Consider the following 22995-nt stretch of genomic DNA (forward strand, 5'->3'; position numbering starts at 1 on the left):
CCCGCCGGCGCAGCCGGATCACCGTGCAGGGCTGGTTCCATCTGGCCCTCGCGGTGATGATCGCCGTGGTGGTGACCGGCTCGGTGATCGGCGCCGAACTCCTGGCGCGGACCGCGCACGTCTCCGACCAGCTGATCGAGGACGTCCAGCCCGCCCGCGCCGAGGCGCTGCGGCTGCAGAACGCCCTGCTGAACCAGGAGACGGGCGTGCGCGGCTACGCCATAGCCGCCGACCCGCAGTTCCTCACGCCCTACACCGAAGGCAAACGGGAGGAGCGGGATTCCGCCGCCCGGCTGCGCCGCCTGATCGGCGACCGGCCGACCCTGCGCCAGGACCTGGACGGGATCGAGCGCGCGGCGGCCGACTGGCGCCGCACCTACGCCGACCCGCTCGTCGCCGACGTCACCCCGGGCAGGGCCCGCACGGTCGACACGGCCACGACCGACCGCGGCAAGGCGGCCTTCGAGCACATCCGCACCCTGTTCACCGAGCAGAACACCCACCTGGCCCAGGCCGGGGAACGCGGCCGCAGCGAGCTGACCCACGTGCGCACCGTGCGCGACTGGGTGCTCGGCGCCATGGTCGCCGTCTTCCTCGTCACCGGTGGCGCCCTCGCGCTGCTGGCCCACGCCCTCGTCGCCCGCCCGCTGGACGGGCTGCGCGCCGCGTCCCGCCGCGTGGCCAAGGGCGAGTTCCAGTACCGCATCCCGTCCGAGGGGCCCGCCGACATCCGGGCCATGGCGAACGACGTCGAAGCCATGCGCCGGCGCCTCGTGACGGAACTGGACGCCTCACACGCCCGGCACGAGCACCTCACCCGGCAGACGGCCGACCTGGACGCCCAGGCGGTGGAACTGCGCCGCTCCAACGCCGAGCTGGAGCAGTTCGCCTACGTGGCCTCCCACGACCTGCAAGAACCGCTGCGCAAGGTCGCCTCGTTCTGCCAGCTGCTGGAAAAGCGGTACGGCGACGAGCTGGACGACCGGGGGAAGCAGTACATCGCCTTCGCCGTGGACGGCGCCAAGCGCATGCAGACCCTCATCAACGACCTGCTCACCTTCTCCCGCGTCGGCCGGGTCAACGACGCCAACGTGCCCGTCTCGCTGGACCAGACCCTGGACAAGGCGGTCGCCAACCTGACGACCGCGGCCGAGGAGTCGGACGCCGTCATCGAGCGTCCCGGCGACCTGCCCGAGATCACCGGCGACCCGATGCTGCTGGTGATGCTCTGGCAGAATCTGGTCGGCAACGCCATCAAGTTCCGTCACCCCGACCGCCCGCCGCGCATCCGCGTCACCTGCGAGCCCGAAACGGACCCCGAGGAGGGCACCGCGCGCTGGCGGCTGAGCGTGACGGACAACGGCATCGGCATTCCGGAGGAGTTCGCCGAGAAGGTCTTCGTCATCTTCCAGCGCCTGCACGGCCGCGACGCCTACTCCGGCACGGGTATCGGCCTGGCTCTCTGCAAGAAGATCGTCGAGTTCCACGGCGGCCGCATCTGGATCGACACCGCGTACACCGACGGCACCCGCTTCTGCTTCGTCCTCCCGGCCGCCGCGGCCGGCACGGCCGACGAGACGGCGCCCGCCCGCACCACCCCGGAAGGACAGCCCGCATGACCACCCCCGCCGTACAGCCCATCGAGGTCCTCCTCGTCGAGGACGACCCCGGCGACGAGCTGATGACCCGCGAGGCCTTCGAGGACAACAAGATCGGCAACACCCTCCACGTCGCACGCGACGGAGAGGAGGCCCTCGACTTCCTCTACCGGCGCGGCGCGTACACCGAGGCCCCGACCCCGGACCTGATCCTGCTCGACCTCAACCTGCCCAAGTACGACGGCCGGCAGGTCCTGGAGCGCATCAAGTCCGACCCCGACCTCGCCCACATCCCCGTGGTCGTGCTGACGACGTCCTCCGCGGAGGAGGACATCCTGCGCAGCTACAAGCTCCACGCCAACGCCTACGTCACCAAGCCCGTCGACCTCGACCAGTTCATCGCCGCGGTCCGCCAGATCGACGAGTTCTTCGTGACCGTCGTACGCCTGCCGCGCCAGGACATCACCCCGCGGTGAGGCGGCCGGGCGCCCCGGCTCACTCCGTGGCGAGCATGCCCGAGCGCAGCCGCGCCAGCAGCCGGGAGACCAGGCGCGAGACGTGCATCTGGGACACGCCGAGCTCCTGACCTATCTGGGCCTGGGTCTTCTCCTCGACGAACCTCAGATGGAGGATGCGCCGGTCCCGTTCGTTCAGCTCCGCGACGAGCGGAGCGAGGGCGTGGAAGTCCTCCACGAGTTCGAGGGCGCCGTCCTCCTCGCCGATGAACGCGGAGAGGGCCGCCTCGCCGTCGTCGGTGTCGTGGGAGACGGCGGCGTCGAGCGAGGTGGAGTGGTAGCCGTTCGCCGCGATCTGCGCCTCGACGACCTCCTCCTCCGACAGGTTCATCAGGGCGGCCAGTTCGCTGACCCTGGGCGAACGGCCGAGCCGGCTGCGCAGCTCCTCGTTGGCCTTGGCCAGTTCCACGCGTGCCTCCTGCAGCCGCCGCGGCACATGGACGGACCAGGAGGTGTCGCGGAAGAACCGCTTGATCTCACCGACGATGTACGGCACCGCGAAGCTGGTGAACTGGACCTCACGGGAGATCTCGAACCGGTCGATGGCCTTGATCAGACCGATCGTGCCGACCTGGACCACGTCCTCCATGTCCTGGCCGCTGTTGCGGAACCGGCGGGCGGCGAAGCGCACCAGCGACATGTTCATCTCGATGAGCGTGTTGCGCGCGTACTGGTACTCGTGGGTCCCCTCTTCCAGGACGGCGAGCCGCTCGAAGAAGGTCCGGGTCAGCTCGCGGGCGTCCTGCGGCGCGATCCCCTGGGGGTCCGCGATCTGCGGCAACTGCGTGCCGGAGCCGGTCGTCGTGCCGACGGATGCCGTCGTCATCACTGGCCCTCCCTGCCGTCCGTGCCGGCTCCCGTGAGCAGGCGGTAGCCCTGCGCCTACCCGGGCCGGGCGCCATCATGCCGCGCGCCGGACGCCCGAAAAGCAGGAGAAGGCCGATCACCGGGCTGGTAGCCTGCGGTCGACCGTGACACCGCCCGAGGAGGTGAGACCCATGAACGCTGTATCGACGTGGGTGCTCCCCCTTCCCGTCACGGCCGGCGACTGACTCAGACGTCACCGGGAGCGCCTCGACACCCAGGCACTCCCGAAAGGCAACACCATGCACTCTCTGCAGTTCACCGCCGAGTCGTCGTCGAACGGCATGACCGAACGCGACTTCACCGTGGGCGGCGTTCCCGGCGTCCTCTGGTCGCCGGCCTCTCCCGCGGCCGGCCGCGCGCCTCTTGTCCTGATGGGCCACGGAGGCGGCAACCACAAGAAGCACCCGGCGATGTCCGGCCGCGCCCGGCTCCTCGTGAACGACTGCGGCTTCCACGTCGCCGTCCTCGACGCGCCCGGTCACGGCGACCGGCCGCGCACGGCGCACGACGAGGCGGAGATCGCCGAGCTGTTCCGGGCGCGCGCGGCGGGCGAACCGGAAGGCCCGATCGTCGTCCGCTACAACGACCACCTGGCGCAGCAAGCCGTACCCGAGTACCGGGCGGCCCTGGACGCCCTGAAGGACCTGCCGGAGATCGGCTCCGACGGGCCGGTCGGCTACTGGGGCCTCAACATGGGCACCGCGATCGGCGTTCCGTTCGTGGCCGCCGAACCCAGGATCACCGCCGCCGTCTTCGGCCAGCACTGGCCCGACGTCCTGGCCGAGAAGGCCGGGCAGATCACCGTCCCCATCGAGTTCGACCTGCAGTGGGACGACGAGCACATCTCCCGCGAGGAGGGCCTCGCACTGTTCGACGCCTTCGCCTCGAAGGAGAAGTCGCTGCACGTGAACTCCGGCAGGCACAAGGAACTGCCCCGGTTCGAGGCCCACAGCGCGGTCCGCTTCCTCGCCCGCCACCTCGGCACGGCGGCCACCGTCCCGGCCTGACGTGCACCGCAGCGGCGCCCGGACCCCTCCGGCCGGGCGCCGCGAACGACCGACCCGGGCACGCGGCACCGCGCCGAGGTCACCGAGGTGTTGTTTCCAGTACCTGTTCGGTCCAGATGGTCTTGCCGTCGGCCCGCTGCTCGGCTGGGGCACCGGCGCCGTGCTCGGTCTTCCCACGGCCTCGCTCGTCGCCCTGGTGCTGCTCGCCTCGTCCCCGGCGGCCCCGTCGGCGCGAAACCGGCCATGGTGCACAACGGCGACGTCGTGGCGGGCGCGGCGATGCAGGTCCCGTCGGCCTCCCTCGGCAGCCTCACCTCCGCCCCCACGGTCCACGGCATCCTCACGGCCGCCGACATCGGCACCGACGTGTACCTCGACGTCGGAGCGCTGGTCCGGATGGTGTTGCTGCTGCACCTGGTGGCGTTCGTCATCGGCCTGCTCATGCGCCGCTACGCCACGCCCACGGCGCAGTCATGGCACCCCACGGCAGCGGCGGTGTCCAACATCACCTTCCTGATCGTGCCGGCGAGCATGCGGCTCGGCAACCGGCGCGTGGTTGTGGACCAGTTCGGCTCCCTCTCCCTGCTCACCGGCTTCCTGCTCGCGGCCGCCGCCTTCGGCACCGATACCGTGCTGGCCACCGGCCCGACGGAGCGCCGCACCACCATGGGCGGCGTCGCTTCGGTACGCAACGCGGGCCCCGCGCTGGCCGCGATCGGCCTCGCCTTCGACGACCAGCCCGCCGTGCTGGGGGCGCCGGCGGGGGTCCTGCTCGCGGGCTGGCAGCGGCCCTCCCGATCGCCACGTTCCTCAGCCGCCGACATCAGGCCCCGGCGGCTCCCGGCACCGACCACGGCACGCCCTCGACCGGCACGGGCCGTTGATCTCCGCCGTACTCACGGATTCCTGCCAGGACGCCTCCGCAGGAACGGCTGTGCCGTATCGCCTCGCCAGATGCTCCTGGAAGTGACCCGCCTGTGCCGCCCAGATCCTGAAACACCGTCAGTTGAGCCGTCGCCCCCTTGCCCCAGAGCGAAGCGATGTTCCTCACAGGCATCGAGTCCGGCGCGTGCCGGCGGTAGAGTGAAGACCGCCCTTGACCTGCAAAAAGCAGGCAGGGAGCAGACAAACCGGGAGCTTCTCCATGCTTCGTACCATGTTCAAGTCCAAGATCCACCGAGCCACCGTCACCCAGGCCGACCTGCACTACGTGGGATCGGTGACCATCGACGCCGACCTGCTCGACGCCGCCGATCTGCTGCCGGGCGAGCTGGTGCACATCGTGGACATCACCAACGGCGCCCGGCTGGAGACGTACGTCATCGAGGGGGAGCGCGGGTCCGGGGTGATCGGGATCAACGGGGCGGCCGCCCATCTCGTGCATCCCGGAGACCTGGTGATCATCATCAGCTACGCTCAGGTCACCGACGCCGAGGCGCGGGCGCTGAAGCCGCGGGTGGTGCACGTCGACAGCGACAACCGGATCGTCTCGCTCGGCGCCGACCCGTCGGAGCCCGTGCCCGGCTCCGACCAGCAGCGCAGCCCGCAGGCCGTCGGGGCCTGACCGGGGGAGCGCACCGTTTCGGACCGGACCAGGAGCGTGCCCAGCCCATGAGTGAGATCGAGATCCGCGACGACCGGGCGGCGGGCCGCCTGGAGGCCGTCGGCGAGGGTGAAGTCGCCGGCCGCGTCGAGTACTTCGTCCTGGAGTCGCCCGCGCGCGCCCTGGTCCCGGTCCACACCGTCGTCGAGCCCGCCCACGAGGGCCGCGGCATCGGCGGTTCCCTGGCCCGTGCGCTGTACGCCCTCGCCGGGTGCGAGGGCGTGCCGGTGGTGCCGCTGTGTCCGTACGTCGCCGGGTGGGCCGAGCGGCACCCGGAGGCCGCCCCGCCCGCCGGACCGGAGCTGGTGACGGCCGCGAAGGACTGGCTGCGGGCCCATCCCGGGCGGTTCTGAGCGGGCGCTGCTCCGCCTGACGGGTGAGTGGCGGCGCGGGGGCCGGGTAGGCGGGGGAGTAGTCCAGAGGCGACGTCCCACGACTGCCGGAGGACATCCATGACGAACCCGCATCCCGACCCCGTCCCGCCGGGGCCGCATCCGGGTCCGGGTCCGGGTCCCACCCCGCCGGACCCCTACCCGAGCCCGGTCCCGACCCCCGAGCCGGGGCCCGCGCCCACTCCGCCTCCACCGGGCCCCGATCCGACGCCGCCCCCGGCGCCTCCGGCCCCGGGCCCGCCGGAGCCCTCACCGTCCCCGATCCCGCCGGGACCGGAGCCGGTACCGAACCCCGAGCCGGGGCCTCCGCTCACCTGAGCACGCCCGGCACCGCACGACGATCCCGGGGGAACTGCGCGACCCACCGCCCCGGCCGGCGACCGTGCCGCGCCAGTTCCCCCACCGGTTCCTGTGACCGACGGACTTCCGGCGAATTCGGACGCCTCTTACGCGGTGACCTCCGTCCGGTCCCCGCCCCACAGCGTGTGGAAGGAGCCGTCACGGTCCACGCGGCGGTAGGTGTGGGCGCCGAAGAAGTCACGCTGGCCCTGGGTGAGGGCGGCCGGCAGGCGGGAGGCCCGCAGGGCGTCGTAGTACGCCAGTGCCGCCGCGAATCCCGGTGCCGGGACGCCCTGACGCGTCGCGGCGATCAGGACCTCGCGCCAGTCGTCCTGCGCGTCGGCGATCTCGCGGGCGAACGTCTCGTCCGCCAGCAGGCTCGGCAGATCGGCGCGGGCGTCGTACGCGGCGCGGATGCGGTCCAGGAAGGCCGCCCGGATGATGCAGCCGCCCCGCCAGATCGAGGCGACCCTGCCGAGGTCGATGTCCCAGCCGTACTCCTCGCTGCCCGCGGCGATCTCGTGGAAGCCCTGCGTGTACGACACGATCTTGGACGCGTACAGCGCCTGCTCCACCCGGTCCGCGAAGGCCGCGGCCTCCTCCTTGCCCAGCGGCGCCGGCGTCGGGCCCGCCAGGTCCCGGGACGCCTCGCGGAGCTTCGCGTGCCCGGACAGCGAGCGCGCGAAGACGGCCTCGGCGATGCCGGACACCGGGACGCCCAGGTCCAGGGCGATCTGGACCGTCCAGCGGCCGGTGCCCTTCTGCTCGGCCTGGTCCACGACCACGTCCACGAAGGGCTTGCCGGTGGCCGCGTCCACGTGGGACAGCACCTCGGCGGTGATCTCGATCAGGTAGGAGTCCAGCCGGCCGGTGTTCCAGGTGCGGAAGATCTCCGCGATCTGCGCGGGCTCGTACCCGGCGACGTCGCGCAGCAGCTGGTACGCCTCGCCGATCAGCTGCATGTCGGCGTACTCGATGCCGTTGTGGACCATCTTCACGAAGTGCCCGGCGCCGTCGGGGCCGCAGTGCGTGACACAGGGCGCGCCGTCCGCGGCCTTCGCGGAGATCTTCTCCAGCATCGGGCCGAGTGACGCGTACGACTCCTTCGAGCCGCCCGGCATGATGCTGGGTCCGTGCAGCGCGCCCTCCTCGCCGCCGGAGATGCCCGTGCCGACGAAGTGGATGCCCCGCTCGCGCAGTTCCCGCTCCCGGCGCCGGGTGTCGGCGAAGTGCGCGTTGCCGCCGTCGATGATCATGTCGCCGGGTTCGAGGAGCGGGGCGAACTCCTGGATCACCGCGTCCGTCGGCTCGCCCGCCTTCACCATGACGATCAGGCGGCGGGGACGCTCCAGAGCCGCCACGAACTCCTCGGCGGTCTCGGTGGAGACGAAGTCGCCCTCGGTCCCGAACTCCTCCACCAGCGCCTTGGTCCGCGCCACCGTACGGTTGTGCACCGCGACCGTGTAGCCGTTCCGGGCGAAGTTCCGGGCGAGGTTGCGGCCCATGACCGCGAGGCCCGTGACACCGATCTGCGCTGAAGTGCTCATACCGCCTGCTCCCTGGTTGCCTCGTGACTACGGCTCCGTCAGTACGGGTCCTCGCCCATCCTGTCGTGCCGTTCGGGCGAGCGCACACGCGACCCGCCCCGCACTCAGTACGACGTGCGGCCGCCCGACGCCTCAGCCTCCGGGGGACCGGATCGGACAGGGTGCGTTCCCGGCCACCCGGGCGGGGCGGGAGGCCGGATTTCCGTCTTGTCATGGCCTGTTCGCGGCGCTTACTTTTGGGCGCCTCCTGACGCATGCCGAGGGGAATTCGGACATGGCCGTACGCGGCCGGCATCGCCGGTACCAGCCGAACAGGATCAACCGCGCCTCACTCACCGTCACGGCGAGCGGCGCCGGCCTCGCGATCCCGCTGGTCGCCGCGGGGACGGCCGACGCGGCCGACGCGGCCACCTGGAACAAGGTCGCCGCCTGCGAGTCCAGCGGAAACTGGAGCATCAACACGGGCAACGGCTACTACGGCGGGCTGCAGTTCACCCAGTCGACCTGGGAGGCGTACGGCGGCACCCGCTTCGCCCCGCGCGCCGACCTCGCCCGTCGGGAGGAGCAGATCGCCGTCGCCGAGCGGGTCCTCGACGGGCAGGGACCGGGCGCCTGGCCGGTCTGCTCGGTGCGGGCCGGGCTGAACCGGGGCGAGGCCGATCCCGGCGCCCACCCGGACAGCGCCGCGACGCGGCCCGCGCGCAGCGAGAGGACCGGGCGGAAGACCTCCGTGCGGGAGGTGCGGCCGCAGACCACTCCGCAGTCCCGCGCCGGCCGCGCCGAGATGTACACCGTGGTGCGCGGCGACACCCTCTCCGGGATCGCCGACGACCACCACGTCCACGGCGGCTGGCACGCGCTCTACGCCGGCAACCGCACGACGATCGGCGCCGACCCCGACCTGATCCTCCCGGGCCAGCGGCTCGCCCTGCACGGCACGGCCGCCGCCCCCGCCGAGTCCCCGGCCGCCGCCAAGTCCCCGAAGCGGAAAGCGCCTTCCGAGCACAAGACCGCGCCGCACCCGACGAAGAGCACCGGCCGCACCGTCGTGGCCCCGGTCGACGCGCCCATCGGCACCGGCTACCGGGTGGCCGGCTCGCACTGGTCGAAGGGCTACCACACCGGCGTCGACTTCCTCGTGCCGACCGGCACCGCCGTGCACGCCGCGGAGGCCGGGCACGTGGTGGCCGCGGGCTGGGGCGGCAGTTACGGCTACCAGGTGGTCATCCGGCACGCCGACGGCCACTACACCCAGTACGGCCACCTGTCGGCCATCTCCGTGCGGGTCGGGCAGACCGTCACCGCTGGCCGGCGCATCGGCCGGTCCGGGGCCACCGGGAACGTCACCGGTCCCCACCTGCACTTCGAGGTGCGGACCGGGCCCGGCTTCGGCACGGACGTCGACCCGCTCGCCTATCTCCGGGCCGCCGGGGTCAGGATCTGACGCGCGGACAGCCGTGCCCGTCCGGCACCGGCAGCGGCAGCCCGAGGGCCGAGGACAGGGCGAGGTACGACGCGGGGTGCGGACCGGACTCCCGCAACGCCGGCTCCCCGTCCGGGCCTGCTGCGGGCAGGTCGCGTAGCGCCGGCTCGCCGTCCGGGCGCGGTGCGATCAGCTCCTGCGGCGCCGGCTCGCCATCGAGTCCTGCTGCGGGCAGGTCCAGCAGCACCGACTCGCCGTCCAGCTCTGCCGCGGGCAGACCCCGCGCCGCCGGCTCGGCGCGCGTTGTGTCGCCCTGGGCCGGGCCGGCGGGCTGCGACCCGGCCCGCTCCGGCCCGGCTCCCTCCGATCCAGCTCGCTCCGGCTCGGGCTCCGCAGAGCCGCGCTGAGCCGTGCTCAAGAACGCCGCCGTCTCCGCGGCCCTCCGCTGCTGCGGCACGCCGGGGAACGCCTCGGCCGGCAGGCGCGGCTGCGGGCCCGTGTCCGGCGCCGTGGCCGCACCCGTGTGTTCGATCCGCTCGGTCGTCAGCATGATCAGGCCGCCCGCCGCCACCACCCCGCAGCTCACCGCGAGCGCGGTGCCCGTGCCGCCGTAGCGGAACGCCTCCCCGAACATCAGGATGCCGACGGCGGCCGCCAGCACCGGGTTGACCACGGTCAGCGTGGCCAGCGGGGCGGCGAGGCCACCGCCCCGGTAGGAGGCCTGGGACAGCAGGACGCCGGCGGCCGAGAACAGGGCGATCACCGCGAGCGAAGGCACGTCGTCCGTGTCGAGGCCGTGCGTCCAGTCCACGGCCACGGTCTTGGTGAACACCGACGACATGCCGAACGCGATGCCGGACGCGGTGGCGAGCAGCACGCTGCGCACCGCCGGATGCCGGTGCGCGGCCCGTCCGGCGCACATCAGCGCCACCACCGCCCCGCCGGTGACCAGCGCGACCGCCAGCCGCTGGGCCGGGCTCAGGGAGGAGGTGCCGGCGGTGGAGCCGACCAGCGCCAGCAGGCCGGCGAGGCCCGCGGTGGCCATCACCGCGCCGCGCCAGGCCGTCGCCCCGGCCCTGCGGCCGACGCACAGCGCCGCCAGGGGCAGCGCGAAGACGATGGTCAGCGCGCCCAGCGGCTGGACCAGGCTGAGCGGCCCGTAGGCCAGCGCCACCACGTGCAGCACGCCGCCGAGACCGTTGAGCCCGAGCGCACCCCACCAGCCCGCCCTGCGCAGCGGCAGGTACGCGCTGCCCGTCGAGGACACGGCCACCTGCTCCTGGACGATCGCGGCCGCCGCGTAGGCCACGGCGGACACGAACGACAGGAGCACGGACAGCGCGAGGGCGCTCATCGGCGTCTCCGGTGCGGACGGCGGCGGGGGCCCCGGGCCCGGCGCGACGGTGGGTCGGCTTTCATGGTCGACACTCTGCCCGGCCGCGCCGTTCCCGTCGTCGTCCCTGAGCACGCAATGCCTCCTACTGCCGATGGAGTACACCGCCCGAGCGATCATCCTCGGGACGGGTGACGCGGTGCCGGGGCCCGCTCCCGGGCCCCGGGAGGCCGCCTGATAGCACTACTGGCCGTGGACCTCGACCCCGCTCTCGCCGCGCTCCGCCCGCTCGGCGGCTTCTTCGTCCTGCGTACGGCCGCGGACCCGGCCGCAGCCGCCGACGCGCCGCCCGGCCCCGGCACCGGGCGACCGCCCACGCTCGCCGAGACCTACGCGGGGGCGGCGCCGGACGCCCTGACGGCACGCGTGGACCTGGTCGCGGACCGGCTGCGCACCGCCGAGCCGCGCGTCGCCGCCTCCGTCGCCCAGCAGGGCCTGGCCGCCCGGCTGTGGTCCACGGCCCTCGGCTGCGCCGTCCTGTACGGCCGGACGCCCGACCTCGACCCGCGCCTGCTGCGCTGGGATCCGTACGCCTCCGCGCCCGGCGACCTGTGCCTGACCGAGCTGCGCCCGCTGCCCGGTGACGCCGCCACGCTCGCCGCCACCGTGCTGCACGGGCATCTGGCGCCCCTGGCCGAGGCGTTGAGGGACCGCTACGGCAGCGCCCCCGGACTGCTGTGGGGCAACGCGGGCTCCGCGCTCGCCGCAGCGGCCCGCACCCTGGAGGACTGGGCCCGCGCCCACGGCCGTACCGAGGCCGCCGAGCGGACCCGCGCCCTGGCGGACGGCCTGTTCGCCCACCCCCTGCTGCGCACCACCGGCACCCGCAGCGGCGCCGCCTTCCGCCGCCGCAGCTGCTGCCTGTACTACCGGGTGCCCGGCGGCGGGGTCTGCGGCGACTGCTGCTTCACCCGGCCACCGCGCTCTTCCCCACGGGCCGCATCTGGGTGACCATGAGGGGAACCTGCCGCCGATGCCAGGGGGTTGTCCGGTGCGAGTGGGACTGCTGACCCGGGAGTACCCCCCGGACGTGTACGGCGGCGCCGGTGTCCATGTGGAGTTCCTCGCCCGCGAGCTGGCCTCCCTGGTGGACCTGGAGGTGCACTGCTGGGGAGAGGGGCGCGGGGCGGGGGTCGTACGCCACCGGCCCTGGTCCGCGCTCGACGGCGCCAACGACGCGCTGCGCACCTTCTCCGTGGACCTGTCCATCGCCGCCGCCCTCGAAGGCCGCGAACTCGTCCACTCGCACACCTGGTACGCGAACCTCGCCGGGCACGTCGCCAAGCTGCTGCACGGCGTTCCGCACGTGGTCACGGCGCACTCGCTGGAGCCGCTGCGGCCCTGGAAGGCCGAGCAGCTGGGCGGCGGATACGCGCTGTCGGGCTGGGCCGAGCGCACCGCGATCGAGGCCGCCGACGCGGTGATCGCCGTCTCCGGAGCCATGCGCGAGGACATCCTGGCCTGCTACCCGGCGCTCGACCCGGCCGCCGTGCACGTCGTGCACAACGGCATCGACACCCGCCTCTACCGTCCCGACCACGGCACCGACGCCCTCACCCGGCACGGCATCGACCCCGCCCGCCCGTACGTGCTGTTCGTCGGCCGGATCACCCGCCAGAAGGGCGTGCCCCATCTGCTGCGCGCCGTACGGGACATCGACCCCGGCGTCCAGGTCGTGCTGTGCGCGGGCGCGCCCGACACCCCGGAGATCGACCGGGAGTTCCGGGAGCTGTTCGAGGAGCTGAGCCGGGTCCGCGCCGGGGTGTTCTGGATCCCGCAGATGCTGCCGCGGCCCGAGGTGATCCAACTCCTCACGCGGGCGGCCGTGTTCGTCTGCCCCTCGGTGTACGAACCCCTCGGCATCGTCAACCTGGAGGCGATGGCCTGCGGCACGCCGGTCGTGGCCTCCCGGGTCGGCGGCATCCCCGAGGTGGTGGACGACGGCCGCACCGGCCTGCTCGTCGACGTGGACGACGACTTCGAGCCGGGTCTCGCCCGGGCGCTGGACACCCTGCTCGGCGACCCGGAGGCGGCCCGGCGGATGGGGGAGGCCGGGCGGCGGCGCGCGGCGGAGGAGTTCGGCTGGGACGCGGTGGCCCGGCGCACGGCCGCGCTGTACGAGGAGATCCTCAAACAGGCTTAGTCCCGTCTGCTCGGGGCATCCATGGTGGAACCAGGGTGAGGGGAGCGGCCATGCGTCGTGGAGGGCCTTCCGTGCTCGGGATCGTACTGGCGGGCGGCGAGGGAAAGCGGCTGATGCCGCTGACCGCCGACCGCGCCAAACCGGCCGTGACCTTCGGCGGCACCTACCGGCTCGTCGACTTCGTCCTGTCCAACCTCGTCAACGCCGACGTGCTGCGGATCTGCGTGCTGACCCAGTACAAGTCGCACTCGCTGGACCGGCACATCACCACCACCTGGCGGATGTCCAGCCTGCTCGGCAACTACGTCACACCGGTCCCGGCGCAGCAGCGCCTCGGCCCGCGCTGGTACCTGGGCAGCGCCGACGCGATCCTGCAGAGCCTGAACCTGATCCACGACGAACAGCCCGAGTACGTGGCCGTGTTCGGCGCCGACCACGTCTACCGCATGGACCCGCGGCAGATGCTGCGGCAGCACATCGAGGGCGGCGCGGGCGTGACCGTGGCCGGTATCCGGGTGCCCCGCGCGGAGTCCTCCTCCTTCGGGGTCATCACACCGGGCCCGGACGGCCAGGCCGTCGAGAGGTTCCTGGAGAAACCGGCCGATCCGCCCGGCCTGCCCGACGACCCGGAGTGCGTCTTCGCCTCGATGGGCAACTACATCTTCACCACCAAGGCGCTCGTCGAGGCGCTGCAACGGGACGCCGAGGACAGTCAGTCGGTGCACGACATGGGCGGCTCGATCCTGCCCCAGCTCACCGCCCGCGGCGAGGCCCAGCTGTACGACTTCGCCGAGAACCACGTGCCCGGAGAGACCACCGGCGACCGGGGCTACTGGCGGGACGTGGGCACCCTGGACGCCTACTACGACGCGCACATGGACCTCATCGCCGAGCGGCCCGCGTTCAACCTCTACAACCGCCAGTGGCCCGTCTACACCCACTCCGGCCAGCTCTCGCCGGCCCGTTTCAACGCGGGCGGCATCGCGAGCGAGTCCATCATCAGCGCGGGCTGCCTGATCCGCGGCCAGGTCACCCGGTCGGTGCTCTCCCCGGGCGTCCGCGTCGACCCCGGCGCGGTGGTGCAGGGCTCGGTGCTCCACGACAACGTGCGCGTCGGCCGGGGCGCGGTGGTCCGCGGCGCCGTCCTGGACAAGAACGTCGAGGTGCCGCCCGGCGCGACCATCGGCGTCAACCCCGAGCGCGACGCGGAGCTGTACACCGTCTCCAAGGGCGGGGTGATCGCCCTGGGGAAGGGGCAGCGGGTGCCGTAGGGAGCCCCGCGTCCGGACCGCCGGCAGCCGCGCCCGGAGCCTGACGCGCCGTCATCGTCCCGGTGTGCCCCGGCGCGACGCGTTCGGCCCGATCTTCGTACCTTTCGCGGTTTTGAGTCGTTCGACCTTCAGGATTCAGACACCGATGTCGAACCTGCGGAGGTCATCCGACATGAGAGGGACCCGGCGCACGCGGCTGTGCCTGGCCGGGGTGATGGCAGCGTCCGCGCTGATCGCCACCCCCGCCGCACGGGCCGCAGAGCGGACCGACGGCCACCTCACCGATCTGGTCAACCCGTTCATCGGGACCCAGGACGAGGGCAACACCTTCCCCGGCGCGGCCGTGCCCTTCGGCATGGTGCAGCTCTCGCCGGACACCGGGCACAGCACCGGCTACGACTACACGCAGAACCGAATCCGCGGCTTCTCCCTGATCCATCTCTCGGGCGTCGGCTGCCGCATCGGCGGCGACCTGCCCGTCCTGCCCACCACCGGAGACGTCACCCAGACGGACTACACCCAGTACGCCGCCCGCTTCTCTCACCGGGACGAGACGGCGAGCCCCGGCTACTACCGGGTCGGCCTCGCCTCCGGCGTCCGCGCCGAACTGACCGCGACCGAGCGCACGGGCGTGCAGCGCTACACCTTCCCGGCCACCGACAAGGCCAACGTGCTGCTGAACGCGGCCCAGGCCCTGCACAAGCCCGTCTCCAGCACCGTCGAGATCCTCGACGACCACACCGTGCGCACCGAGATCACCGGCCACGGCTTCTGCCGCGACACCGGCCCCTACACCGTCTACACCATCACCCGGTTCAGCCGGCCCTTCACCGCGTACGGCACCTGGGACGGCGACGCGCTCACCCCGGGCTCCCGCACCGGCTCCGGCGGCGCCTACGTCCGCTTCGACACCACCGAAGACCGCACGGTGGAGGCGACCACCGCGCTGTCGTACGTCGACGCGCGCGGCGCGGCCGGCAACCTGGCCGCCGAGGGCCGCCGGTCCTTCGACGCCGTACGCGAGCGGGCCCGCGAGGAGTGGGAGAGGCGGCTCGCCGCCGTCCACGTCCGAGGCGGCACGGACACGCTGCACCGGACGTTCTACTCGTCGCTGTACCGGTCGTTCCTCGCACCGAACATCGGCAGCGACGCCGACGGCCGCTACTTCGGCTGGGACCGCCGCGTCCACCGCGCCAGGGGCTACACGTACTACCAGAACTGGTCGCTGTGGGACACCTACCGCACCCAGGCCCAGCTCCTCGCGCTCCTCGCGCCGCGCGAGGCGCGGGACATGGCCCGCTCGGTCGTCGCCGTCGACGAGGACGGCGGCTGGCTGCCCAAATGGGGCTACGGCCCGGTCGAGACGAACATCATGAGCGGCGACCCGGTCACCCCGTTCCTGACCACCGCCTACCAGATGGGGCTGCTCAAGGGCTTCGAGGAGCGGGCCTACCGGGCGCTGCGGAAGAACGCCGACGGGGTTCCGCCCGCCGAGTACCCGGGGATCGGCAGGGAGGCCAACGCCGAGTACCTCGCGCACGGCTTCGCCCCCTACGACAGGGACCGGCCGTACGCCAAGATGGGCGACACCGACTACCACCACGGCGCCTCCGTCACCCTGGAGTACGCCCTCGCCGACGCCATGCTGGCCCAGATGGCCCGCGGTCTCGGCCACCACGCGGACGCCGCCCGCTACGCCGCCCGCGCGGACAACTACCGGAACATCTTCGACCCCGCCACCGGCTTCTTCCGCGCCCGCGACGCCTCCGGGGCCTTCACCGGCTCGCCCGACCCGGCGCGCGGCGACGGCTTCCACGAGGGCACCGCCTGGCAGTACCAGTGGCTCGTGCCGCAGGACGTGCCCGGCATGGTGCGGCTCATCGGCGGGCGGCGCGCGGCCAACGACCGGCTGGACTCCTTCTTCGCCTACGACCGGCTGCTCGCCGACCCCGCGAAGACCGCCCGAGAGGTGTGGGTGCACGGCGACGCGTACGACTACTACAACGCCGACAAGTACAACCCGATGAACGAGCCCGACCTCATCGCGCCGTACACCTACCTCGCCACCGGCCAGCCGTGGAAGACCACCGACGTGGTGCACGCCGCCCTGACCCTGTTCACCGACGGCCCCACCGGAATGACCGGCAACGACGACCTGGGCACGATGTCCGCCTGGAACGTGCTGTCGTCCATCGGGCTGTTCCCGATCCAGCCCGGCTACGACACCTGGGGCCTGTCCACGCCCGTCTTCGACCGCGTCGACCTCACCCTGGACCGCAGCTACTGGCCCGGCGGCCGTCTGACGATCACCGCGCCCGGCACCTCCGCCACCGACCGCTACATCCAGTCCGTCCGCACCGACGGCACACCGCACGGGCGGACCTACGTCACGACGGGTGCGCTGCGCTCCCTGCGCTCGCTCGCGTTCACGGTCGGCCCGCGCCCGTCAGAGTGGGGTACGTCACCCGACGCGGTGCAGCCGGTCCTGAAGTGACCTCACAGTTCCCTCGTGTCCCGCCTCTTTCGGAGGAGGCGGGACTTAATCTCCCGTTAACTGAGCGTAGCCTGATCGTACTTGACCGTAATCGGCTGACAGAGATTGACTGCGTGTGACTTCAGATCCACCCGTCGTCGACGCGTGAGGCAAGCCCTTGACTTCCGACCTGCTCGCTCCCCTCGATCTGGCGTTCTGGAACATCGAGTCCGACCGGCACCCGATGCACCTCGGCGCCCTCGGCGTCTTCGGGGCCCACTCGCCCACCGCCGGCGCGCACGCCGCCGATCTGCTCGCGGCGCGCGCCGCCGCGGTGCCCGGGCTGCGCCTGCGCATCCGCGACATCTGGCAGCCGCTCGCCTTCGGCGGCGCGGCCCGGGAACCCGACCCGGACTTCGACCCGCTGAACCACGTACGGCTGCACGCCCCGACCGGCGACTTCCACGCCGCCGCCGGCCGGCTCATGGAACGCCCGCTGGAGCGCGGCCGGCCGCCGTGGGAGGCCCATGTGCTGCCCGGCGAGGACGGGATGTCCTTCGCCGTGCTCTTCAAGTTCCACCACGCCCTCGCCGACGGGCTGCGCGCGCTGAAGCTCGCCGCCGGCATCCTCGACCCCGTGGACCTGCCCGAGCGGGCGCCGCGCGCCATCGAGCCGCCGCGCGGGCTGCTGACCGACGTGCGCCGGCTGCCGGGGCTCGTCCCCGGCCTGGTCAAGGGCGCGCTGTCCGACGTCGGCCGGGCCCTGGACATCGGCGCCTCCCTCGCCCGCTCCACGCTCGGAATGCGGCCCGTCTCGGCGCTCACCTCCGCGCCGACCGGCACCCGCCGCACCGCCGGTGTCGTGGTGGACATCGACGACGTGCACCGGGTGCGCAAGACCGCCGGCGGCACGGTCAACGACGTGCTGATCGCTGTCGTCGCCGGGGCGCTGCGCCGCTGGCTGGAGGAGCGCGGCGACCGCACCCAGGGGGTGGCGCCCCGCGCCCTCATCCCGGTGTCCCGGCGCCGTCCGCGGACCGCGCACCCACAGGGCAACCGGCTCTCCGGCTATCTGATACGGCTCCCGGTGGACGAACCCGACCCGCTCGGCCGCCTCGGCACCGTCCGCTCCGCGATGGTCCGGAACAAGGACGCGGGGCCGAACCGGGGCGCCGGCGCGGTGGCGCTGCTCGCCGACCACATCCCGGCCCTCGGGCACCGGCTCGGCGGGCCGATCGTCGGACAGGCCGCCCGGCTCTGGTTCGACATCCTCGTCACCAGCGTGCCGCTGCCCGGACTGGGGCTGCGGCTGGGCGGCCACGAGCTGAAGGAGGTCTACCCGCTGGCCCCGCTCGCGCCGGGCCAGTCGCTGGCGGTGGCCATCTCGACGTACCGCGGACACGTGCACTACGGGCTGGTCGCGGACGCGCAGGCGGTGCCGGACCTGGACCGGTTCGCCCACGCGGTGTCGGCCGAACTGTCCACGCTGCTGGCGGCGTGCAAGGTCTGACCGCCGTCCTCCGGCCTCCGGCCTCCGGCCGGGAGCGGATTCCCACCCGCACCACCCGCGCCGGCGACTCTCGTCGCCGGCGCGGGTGGCCCCCGCGGGCCACACCCACCGCCGGCGGCCGCCGGGTGCACGCTCTCCGCACCTGCACGAGCAGGACCGCCTTCCGTACGCCTGCGGGGCAGGACCGGTCCGAACGGTCCTCCGTACGCCTGCGGCTCCCTGCCCGGCCGTCGGCCCCCCCCCGTGCTCTCTTCCGGAGGCGCCGCCGGCTCCCGCGGTGGCCCGTATCCGGCAGCCTGAGCCCGGCCTGCGTTCGGCTTCCCGTCCCGGTCTACGGAGCGCGTTTGGTTCGGGGGTCGGTCCTCCGTAAAATTCCCTGTTCGAAAGCGGGCGCGAGTCGGAGCGCTGCGCGGGTGAGAGGGAAGCGGCAGCGCGATGACGGTGACAGAAGACGGCCCCATGGCCACGGAGGACGTGGTCCACGGCCCCGGCATCGACCCGGAGCGGCTCGCCGTCTGCCTGAGCGTGCTCGAGGAGCTGGACACCCTCGACGTCGACCACCCGGACGCGATCAAGGTCCGGCGGGCCACCTCGCACATCTACCGCACGGTCAAGCAGCGCCGCCGCCAGGAGCGCCGCGCCGCCAAGACCGCGCACGACCGGGCCGTCACCGAGGCCACCGCCACCGGCTCCGCCGAGCGCATCGACGACGAGACCGAGGGCATCCTGCCGTCCTCCAAGGTCGAGGAGGGCCGGATCGCGGGCATACTCCAGCGCCCCCGCTCCTGCTACATCTGCAAGAGCCGCTACGTCGAGGTCGACTACTTCTACCACCAGCTCTGCCAGAAGTGCGCCGCCGAGAACCGCGCCAAGCGGGACGCCCGCGCCGACCTCGCCGGCAAGCGCGCCCTGCTCACCGGCGGCCGGGCCAAGATCGGCATGTACATCGCGCTGCGCCTGCTGCGCGACGGCGCGCACACGACGATCACCACGCGCTTCCCCAAGGACGCCATCCGCCGGTTCAAGGCGATGGAGGACTCGGCGGAGTGGATCCACCGCCTGGAGGTCGTCGGGATCGACCTGCGCGACCCGGCGCAGGCCGTGGCCCTCGCCGAGCAGGTCGCCGAGGCGGGCCCGCTCGACATCCTGATCAACAACGCGACGCAGACCGTGCGCCGCCTGCCCTCCGCCTACGCCGCACTCGTCGAGGGCGAGAGCGCCCCGCTGCCCGCCGGTGAACTCCCCGCCCACCACGTCATCGGCGCCTTCAACTCCGGCGCCGTCGACGGCATCGCCGCGCTGCCCGCCGGCACCAGCGGCCTGGACGCCCAGAAGCTCGCCGACCTCGCCCTCGTCGCCGGCAACGCCAGCGTCGCCCGGCACCTCGACGGCACCGCCATCGACGCCGGCGGCCTCGTCCCGGACGTCGTCGACTCCAACACCTGGGTGCAGACCATCGAGCAGATCTCCCCGGTGGAGCTGCTGGAGACCCAGCTGTGCAACTACACGGCGCCGTTCATCCTCATCAGCAAGCTGCGGCAGAGCATGGCCGACGCCGCCAGGAAGGCGCAGAGCGGCCGCGCCTACGTCGTCAACGTCTCGGCGATGGAGGGCGTCTTCAGCCGCGGTTACAAGGGCGCCGGGCACCCGAACACCAACGCCGCCAAGGCCGCCATGAACATGGTCACGCGGACCAGCGCGGCGGAGATGTTCGAGACGGACCGCATCCTCATGACCTCCGTCGACACCGGCTGGATCACCGACGAGCGCCCGCACTACGACAAGCTGCGCCTCGCCGAGGCCGGCTTCCACGCGCCCCTCGACCTGGTCGACGGCGCGGCCCGCGTGTACGACCCGATCGTCCGCGGCGAGGCGGGCGAGGACCTGTACGGCGTCTTCCTGAAGGACTACGCGCCCGGCAAGTGGTGACCCGGCCCCGCACCTCCCGTGGCGTCAGTCGACGGCGCCGAGCCGGGAGTTGCGGGCCGCCACCAGCTCCAGCACCGTGCGCCAGTCCTCCAGGACGCCCGCGTCGAAGCGCGCCGTACGGCTCTCCTCGTCCGCCTGGCGCAGCCGCAGCGCGTCGTCGTCCATCGGGCCCGCGTCCCCGCGCACCAGCCGGAACACCCGCTCCCCGAGCAGCGGCCGTACCGCCTCGGCCGCGCCGATGCGGTACACCAGCCCCGCCACCTGCAGTTCCTTGTCGGCGGGGCGCCCGCGGCGCAGCAGCGCGGCGGTCCGCAGCGCGTGCTGGTGCCGGCCGGCGTACAGCAGATCCATCAGCTCCTCGACACTGCGCAGCTCCATGCGTCAGTCCTTCCGCGAGACAGCCGTTGCCGCTCATCAGCAGATCATGAGGAGCTTGCGCCCCGGCCAACGGCACCTGAACTGCGCCACGTGTAGCCCGTGCGGGTGATTCGCTCCACGCCCGGGTGATGCGCCTGACGGCACATAGCCGCATATTGACTGGTATGGAGGGGCCAAACGACTTCTGATGGTTACACCTTGTTTGCACTCCCGATCGAGCGCGGGGCCGCTCATTTGGGTACCCTGGAGGGGCGGACAGCACGAACGGGTCCCACCCAGACCCGCCGTCCGCACCGGCGCCACCGCGCCCGGACTGGCTTTCCATCCAGACCCGAGCGGGCGCCGACTGCCGGAGCGCAGACTGACCGGACGCCCCCGAGGGCGACCGACACATAAGGAGTGCGCGGTGACACCGGAGAAGACGAATCGCGAAGAGCGCCCCAAGGAACGCACGGAGCGTGCGGGCCGCCGGCCCGGAGAGCTCGGCAGCCTCGACGTGTGGGCCCGGTCGGCGCCGATCCGCCTCGCGGGTTACGAGGACGACCTCGCCGAACCCCACATCCTGCCCAGCGTGGACTGACCCCGGATCCCACCGACCCTTCGCGGCAGCCGCGTGCGTGGGCGTGACCTGACAGACTCACGCCCATGCTGATCAGACAAGCCGTGGCCGACGACTGGCCGCGGATCTGGCCTTTCTGGCACCGGATCGTCGCCGCCGCCGAGACCTACACCTGGGACCCGGACACCTCCGAGCAGGACGCCCGCGCGCTGTGGATGCACCCCGCAAAGCGCGTGTACGTCGCCGAGGACCGGGCCGGTGCCGTGACGGGCTCGGCGTACCTCACCCCCAACTACGGCGGGCCCGCCGCCCGCGTCGCCAACGCCGGCTTCATGGTCGACCCGGAGCGCACGGGCGAGGGCATCGGCCGCGCCCTCGCCGTACACGTCCTGGCCGAGGCGAGGGCCCAGGGCTACCGGGCCATGGTCTTCAACGCCGTGGTCGAGACCAACCCCGCCGTCGCCCTGTGGACCTCCCTCGGCTTCACCGTCCTCGGCACCGTCCCGGAGGCCTTCGACCACCCCCGGCACGGCAGGGTGGGCCTGCACATCATGTACCGGTCGCTCGAACAGCCCGGCTGACGATCAGCCCACCGGCGCCGTCCGCGGCCACGGGCGCAGCCGCTCCAGCTCCTCGGCCAGCTCCAGCAGCGCGCCCTCCGACCCCGGCCGGCCGACCAGCTGCACGGCGCAGGGCGCGCCCGAGGGAAGCGTGCCGAACGGCACCGACATCGCCGGCCAGCCCGTGAGGTTCCACGGCGGGGTGAACGGCGAGTACGCGGTGTTCGCGAGGACGTTGCGCAGCCAGCCGCGCTCGTGCCACGGGCCGGCCGGGGGGGGGGAGCGCCGGGCCAGGGCCGCGGTGAGCAGCACGTCGTGCTCGGCGAAGAAGGGCGCCAGCCGGGCGCGCAGCCGCTCACGGCCGTCCCCGGTGCGCACCGAGTCCACGAATCGCCGGCCCACCGCCGCGTGCACCCGGGTCCGCCGGGCCAGCAGCGCCCGGTCCAGGCCCTCGGCGTCCACCGCGGTGCCGGCCGTCCAGTGCGTCAGCGCGGTCACCCCCAGAGAGAGCGGGTACGGCGGCTCGGCCCGCCGCACCCGGTGCCCGGCCCGCGTCAGCACCCCGGCCGCCTCCCGGACCGCGGTCGTATACGGTCTGCTCACGCTCACCCCGGCGAGCGGGCTGCGCACGGCCGCGGCGATCCGCCGGCGCGGGGGCTCCGCCGCGCGCGGCAGGCCGGTGCCCGCGAGGACGCCCAGGACCAGCCGCAGGTCCTCGACCGTGGTGGCCAGGGCGCCGTTCTCCGCCATGCCGAACCAGTCGCCCTCGCCGATCCCCGCCGGCACCACGCCGTGCCCCGGCTTCAGCGTGACCAGGCCGCAGTTCGCGGCCGGGATGCGCAGCGAGCCCATGCCGTCGTTGCCGAGCGAGACCGGCACCAGCCCCGCGGCCACCGCGGCCGCGCTGCCGCCGGAGGAGCCGCCCGCGGTGCGCGTGGTGTCCCACGGATTGCGGGCGGTGCCGTACGGGCCCTCCGTGGTGCCGAAGACGCACAGCTCCGGCACGTTCGTCAGGCCCACGACCACCGCGCCGGCCGCCCGCAGCCGGGCCACCGTCACATGGTCCTCGGCCGCCGGGGTGTCGGGGGTGGCGGCGGAGCCGTCGCGGCGGGACTCGCCGCGCACCGCGAGATTGTCCTTCACCGCCACGGGGACGCCCGCGAGCGGCAGCTCGGCCAGACCCGTCCGCGAGCCCACCTCGTCGGCCTCGGCGAGCGCGGCCTCGGCCCGCACCTTCCGGAAGGCCCCGATCCGCCCGTCCAGCCGCTCGATCCGCGCGAGGTGCTCGGCCACCACCTCCCGCGGTGTCACCCGCTTCTCGCGTACGGCGGCGGCAATCTCGGCGGCACTCCGCCCGGCCCAGTCACCCACGGGCACTCCTCGCTCGGTCCTCGGCTACTCGCTGGTACGCAGCACGGCGCAGGGAGAACTGTGCCCGCTCGGCCGCGGTACGTCGAGACACCGTTTCCCTGACGCCCCTCGTCATCC

19 protein-coding genes are annotated in these 22995 nt (G+C 73.2%); 14 read left to right on the forward strand and 5 right to left on the reverse strand.

The genetic code is table 11. The annotated features are described in order from the left end of the window. Positions 1–56: 56 nt before the first annotated feature. Together ACGFZN_RS00175 and ACGFZN_RS00180 are read left to right on the forward strand one after the other, a co-directional pair. Positions 57–1619: a CHASE3 domain-containing protein gene (locus tag ACGFZN_RS00175; RefSeq protein WP_393856652.1), complete on the forward strand. Its 1563-nt coding sequence runs from the start codon at positions 57–59 to the stop codon at positions 1617–1619. Further along, positions 1616–2074, forward strand: coding sequence for a response regulator (locus ACGFZN_RS00180; protein WP_393856169.1), 459 nt, complete (start codon positions 1616–1618; stop codon positions 2072–2074). The genes ACGFZN_RS00175 and ACGFZN_RS00180 overlap by 4 nt, the downstream gene beginning before the upstream one ends. Positions 2075–2093: 19 nt before the next feature. Here the strand turns inward: ACGFZN_RS00180 and ACGFZN_RS00185 are convergent, their stop codons facing one another. Further along, on the reverse strand, positions 2094–2939 hold the full coding sequence (locus tag ACGFZN_RS00185) for an RNA polymerase sigma factor SigF (protein WP_393856170.1): 846 nt from the start codon (positions 2937–2939) through the stop codon (positions 2094–2096). A 280-nt stretch (positions 2940–3219) separates the two neighbouring features. Between ACGFZN_RS00185 and ACGFZN_RS00190 the strand changes: the two genes are divergently transcribed. The 3 genes from ACGFZN_RS00190 to ACGFZN_RS00200 all read left to right on the forward strand — a co-directional run bounded on the left by ACGFZN_RS00190 (position 3220) and on the right by ACGFZN_RS00200 (position 5943). Further along, on the forward strand, positions 3220–3987 hold the full coding sequence (locus tag ACGFZN_RS00190) for an alpha/beta hydrolase (protein ID WP_393856171.1): 768 nt from the start codon (positions 3220–3222) through the stop codon (positions 3985–3987). Positions 3988–5131: 1144 nt separating this feature from the next. Next, positions 5132–5551: an aspartate 1-decarboxylase gene (gene panD, locus ACGFZN_RS00195; protein WP_393856172.1), complete on the forward strand. Its 420-nt coding sequence runs from the start codon at positions 5132–5134 to the stop codon at positions 5549–5551. A gap of 47 nt (positions 5552–5598) precedes the next feature. Next, positions 5599–5943 (forward strand): GNAT family N-acetyltransferase, encoded by a 345-nt coding sequence (locus ACGFZN_RS00200; RefSeq protein ID WP_393856173.1) that lies wholly within the window; start codon positions 5599–5601, stop codon positions 5941–5943. 485 nt (positions 5944–6428) lie between these two features. On the opposite strand, the gene gndA is transcribed toward ACGFZN_RS00200, so the two are convergent. Beyond that, positions 6429–7868 carry an NADP-dependent phosphogluconate dehydrogenase gene (gene gndA / locus ACGFZN_RS00205; protein ID WP_393856174.1) on the reverse strand — a complete coding sequence of 480 codons (1440 nt, stop codon included), beginning with the start codon at positions 7866–7868 and terminating at the stop codon, positions 6429–6431. 274 nt (positions 7869–8142) lie between these two features. Here gndA and ACGFZN_RS00210 point away from each other — a divergent pair, with 274 nt between their 5' ends. Then, positions 8143–9312 carry a transglycosylase family protein gene (locus ACGFZN_RS00210; RefSeq protein WP_393856175.1) on the forward strand — a complete coding sequence of 390 codons (1170 nt, stop codon included), beginning with the start codon at positions 8143–8145 and terminating at the stop codon, positions 9310–9312. Here the strand turns inward: ACGFZN_RS00210 and ACGFZN_RS00215 are convergent. After that, a complete protein-coding gene (locus ACGFZN_RS00215; protein ID WP_393856176.1) occupies positions 9302–10645 on the reverse strand; it encodes a DMT family transporter in 1344 nt (447 codons plus the stop codon). The genes ACGFZN_RS00210 and ACGFZN_RS00215 overlap by 11 nt on opposite strands. 231 nt (positions 10646–10876) lie before the next feature. Between ACGFZN_RS00215 and ACGFZN_RS00220 the strand changes: the two genes are divergently transcribed. The 6 genes from ACGFZN_RS00220 (at position 10877) to ACGFZN_RS00245 (ending at position 20010) form a co-directional block, all read left to right on the forward strand. Next, complete coding sequence (locus ACGFZN_RS00220) at positions 10877–11635, forward strand: (2Fe-2S)-binding protein (RefSeq protein WP_393856177.1); 759 nt, start codon at positions 10877–10879, stop codon at positions 11633–11635. Between the two features lie 40 nt (positions 11636–11675). Next, positions 11676–12827: a glycogen synthase gene (glgA, locus tag ACGFZN_RS00225; RefSeq protein WP_393856178.1), complete on the forward strand. Its 1152-nt coding sequence runs from the start codon at positions 11676–11678 to the stop codon at positions 12825–12827. A 50-nt stretch (positions 12828–12877) separates the two neighbouring features. Next, positions 12878–14098, forward strand: a complete 1221-nt coding sequence (gene glgC, locus ACGFZN_RS00230) for a glucose-1-phosphate adenylyltransferase (protein ID WP_393856179.1) — start codon at positions 12878–12880, stop codon at positions 14096–14098. A 172-nt stretch (positions 14099–14270) separates the two neighbouring features. Beyond that, positions 14271–16592 (forward strand): GH92 family glycosyl hydrolase, encoded by a 2322-nt coding sequence (locus ACGFZN_RS00235; RefSeq protein WP_393856180.1) that lies wholly within the window; start codon positions 14271–14273, stop codon positions 16590–16592. A gap of 157 nt (positions 16593–16749) precedes the next feature. Next, positions 16750–18081 carry a wax ester/triacylglycerol synthase family O-acyltransferase gene (locus tag ACGFZN_RS00240; protein ID WP_393856181.1) on the forward strand — a complete coding sequence of 444 codons (1332 nt, stop codon included), beginning with the start codon at positions 16750–16752 and terminating at the stop codon, positions 18079–18081. Positions 18082–18516: 435 nt separating this feature from the next. Then, positions 18517–20010, forward strand: a complete 1494-nt coding sequence (locus ACGFZN_RS00245; protein WP_393856182.1) for an SDR family NAD(P)-dependent oxidoreductase — start codon at positions 18517–18519, stop codon at positions 20008–20010. A 24-nt stretch (positions 20011–20034) separates the two neighbouring features. Here ACGFZN_RS00245 and ACGFZN_RS00250 read toward each other — a convergent pair whose 3' ends face one another. Continuing rightward, positions 20035–20388: a hypothetical protein gene (locus ACGFZN_RS00250; protein ID WP_393856183.1), complete on the reverse strand. Its 354-nt coding sequence runs from the start codon at positions 20386–20388 to the stop codon at positions 20035–20037. 406 nt (positions 20389–20794) lie between these two features. Here ACGFZN_RS00250 and ACGFZN_RS00255 point away from each other — a divergent pair, with 406 nt between their 5' ends. After that, positions 20795–20968, forward strand: a complete 174-nt coding sequence (locus ACGFZN_RS00255) for a hypothetical protein (RefSeq protein WP_393856184.1) — start codon at positions 20795–20797, stop codon at positions 20966–20968. A gap of 65 nt (positions 20969–21033) precedes the next feature. Continuing rightward, positions 21034–21528, forward strand: a complete 495-nt coding sequence (locus tag ACGFZN_RS00260; protein ID WP_393856185.1) for a GNAT family N-acetyltransferase — start codon at positions 21034–21036, stop codon at positions 21526–21528. Between the two features lie 3 nt (positions 21529–21531). Here ACGFZN_RS00260 and ACGFZN_RS00265 read toward each other — a convergent pair whose 3' ends face one another. After that, the gene (locus ACGFZN_RS00265) at positions 21532–22878 is read right to left on the reverse strand and encodes an amidase (RefSeq protein ID WP_393856186.1); all 1347 of its coding nucleotides are present in this window, start codon (positions 22876–22878) and stop codon (positions 21532–21534) included. Positions 22879–22995 lie beyond the last annotated feature (117 nt).

Source organism: Streptomyces sp. NPDC048192 (genome assembly GCF_043202415.1).
Classification (GTDB): Bacteria; Actinomycetota; Actinomycetes; order Streptomycetales; family Streptomycetaceae; genus Streptomyces.

Coding starts and splice junctions, on each gene's coding strand:
- ACGFZN_RS00175 (WP_393856652.1), top strand. CDS start 57: ATGATCGCCGTGGTGGTGACCGGCTCGGTGATCGGCGCCGAACTCCTG.
- ACGFZN_RS00180 (WP_393856169.1), top strand. CDS start 1,616: ATGACCACCCCCGCCGTACAGCCCATCGAGGTCCTCCTCGTCGAGGAC.
- ACGFZN_RS00185 (WP_393856170.1), bottom strand. CDS start 2,939: ATGACGACGGCATCCGTCGGCACGACGACCGGCTCCGGCACGCAGTTG.
- ACGFZN_RS00190 (WP_393856171.1), top strand. CDS start 3,220: ATGCACTCTCTGCAGTTCACCGCCGAGTCGTCGTCGAACGGCATGACC.
- panD (WP_393856172.1), top strand. CDS start 5,132: ATGCTTCGTACCATGTTCAAGTCCAAGATCCACCGAGCCACCGTCACC.
- ACGFZN_RS00200 (WP_393856173.1), top strand. CDS start 5,599: ATGAGTGAGATCGAGATCCGCGACGACCGGGCGGCGGGCCGCCTGGAG.
- gndA (WP_393856174.1), bottom strand. CDS start 7,868: ATGAGCACTTCAGCGCAGATCGGTGTCACGGGCCTCGCGGTCATGGGC.
- ACGFZN_RS00210 (WP_393856175.1), top strand. CDS start 8,143: ATGGCCGTACGCGGCCGGCATCGCCGGTACCAGCCGAACAGGATCAAC.
- ACGFZN_RS00215 (WP_393856176.1), bottom strand. CDS start 10,645: ATGAGCGCCCTCGCGCTGTCCGTGCTCCTGTCGTTCGTGTCCGCCGTG.
- glgC (WP_393856179.1), top strand. CDS start 12,878: ATGCGTCGTGGAGGGCCTTCCGTGCTCGGGATCGTACTGGCGGGCGGC.
- ACGFZN_RS00235 (WP_393856180.1), top strand. CDS start 14,271: ATGAGAGGGACCCGGCGCACGCGGCTGTGCCTGGCCGGGGTGATGGCA.
- ACGFZN_RS00245 (WP_393856182.1), top strand. CDS start 18,517: ATGACGGTGACAGAAGACGGCCCCATGGCCACGGAGGACGTGGTCCAC.
- ACGFZN_RS00250 (WP_393856183.1), bottom strand. CDS start 20,388: ATGGAGCTGCGCAGTGTCGAGGAGCTGATGGATCTGCTGTACGCCGGC.
- ACGFZN_RS00260 (WP_393856185.1), top strand. CDS start 21,034: ATGCTGATCAGACAAGCCGTGGCCGACGACTGGCCGCGGATCTGGCCT.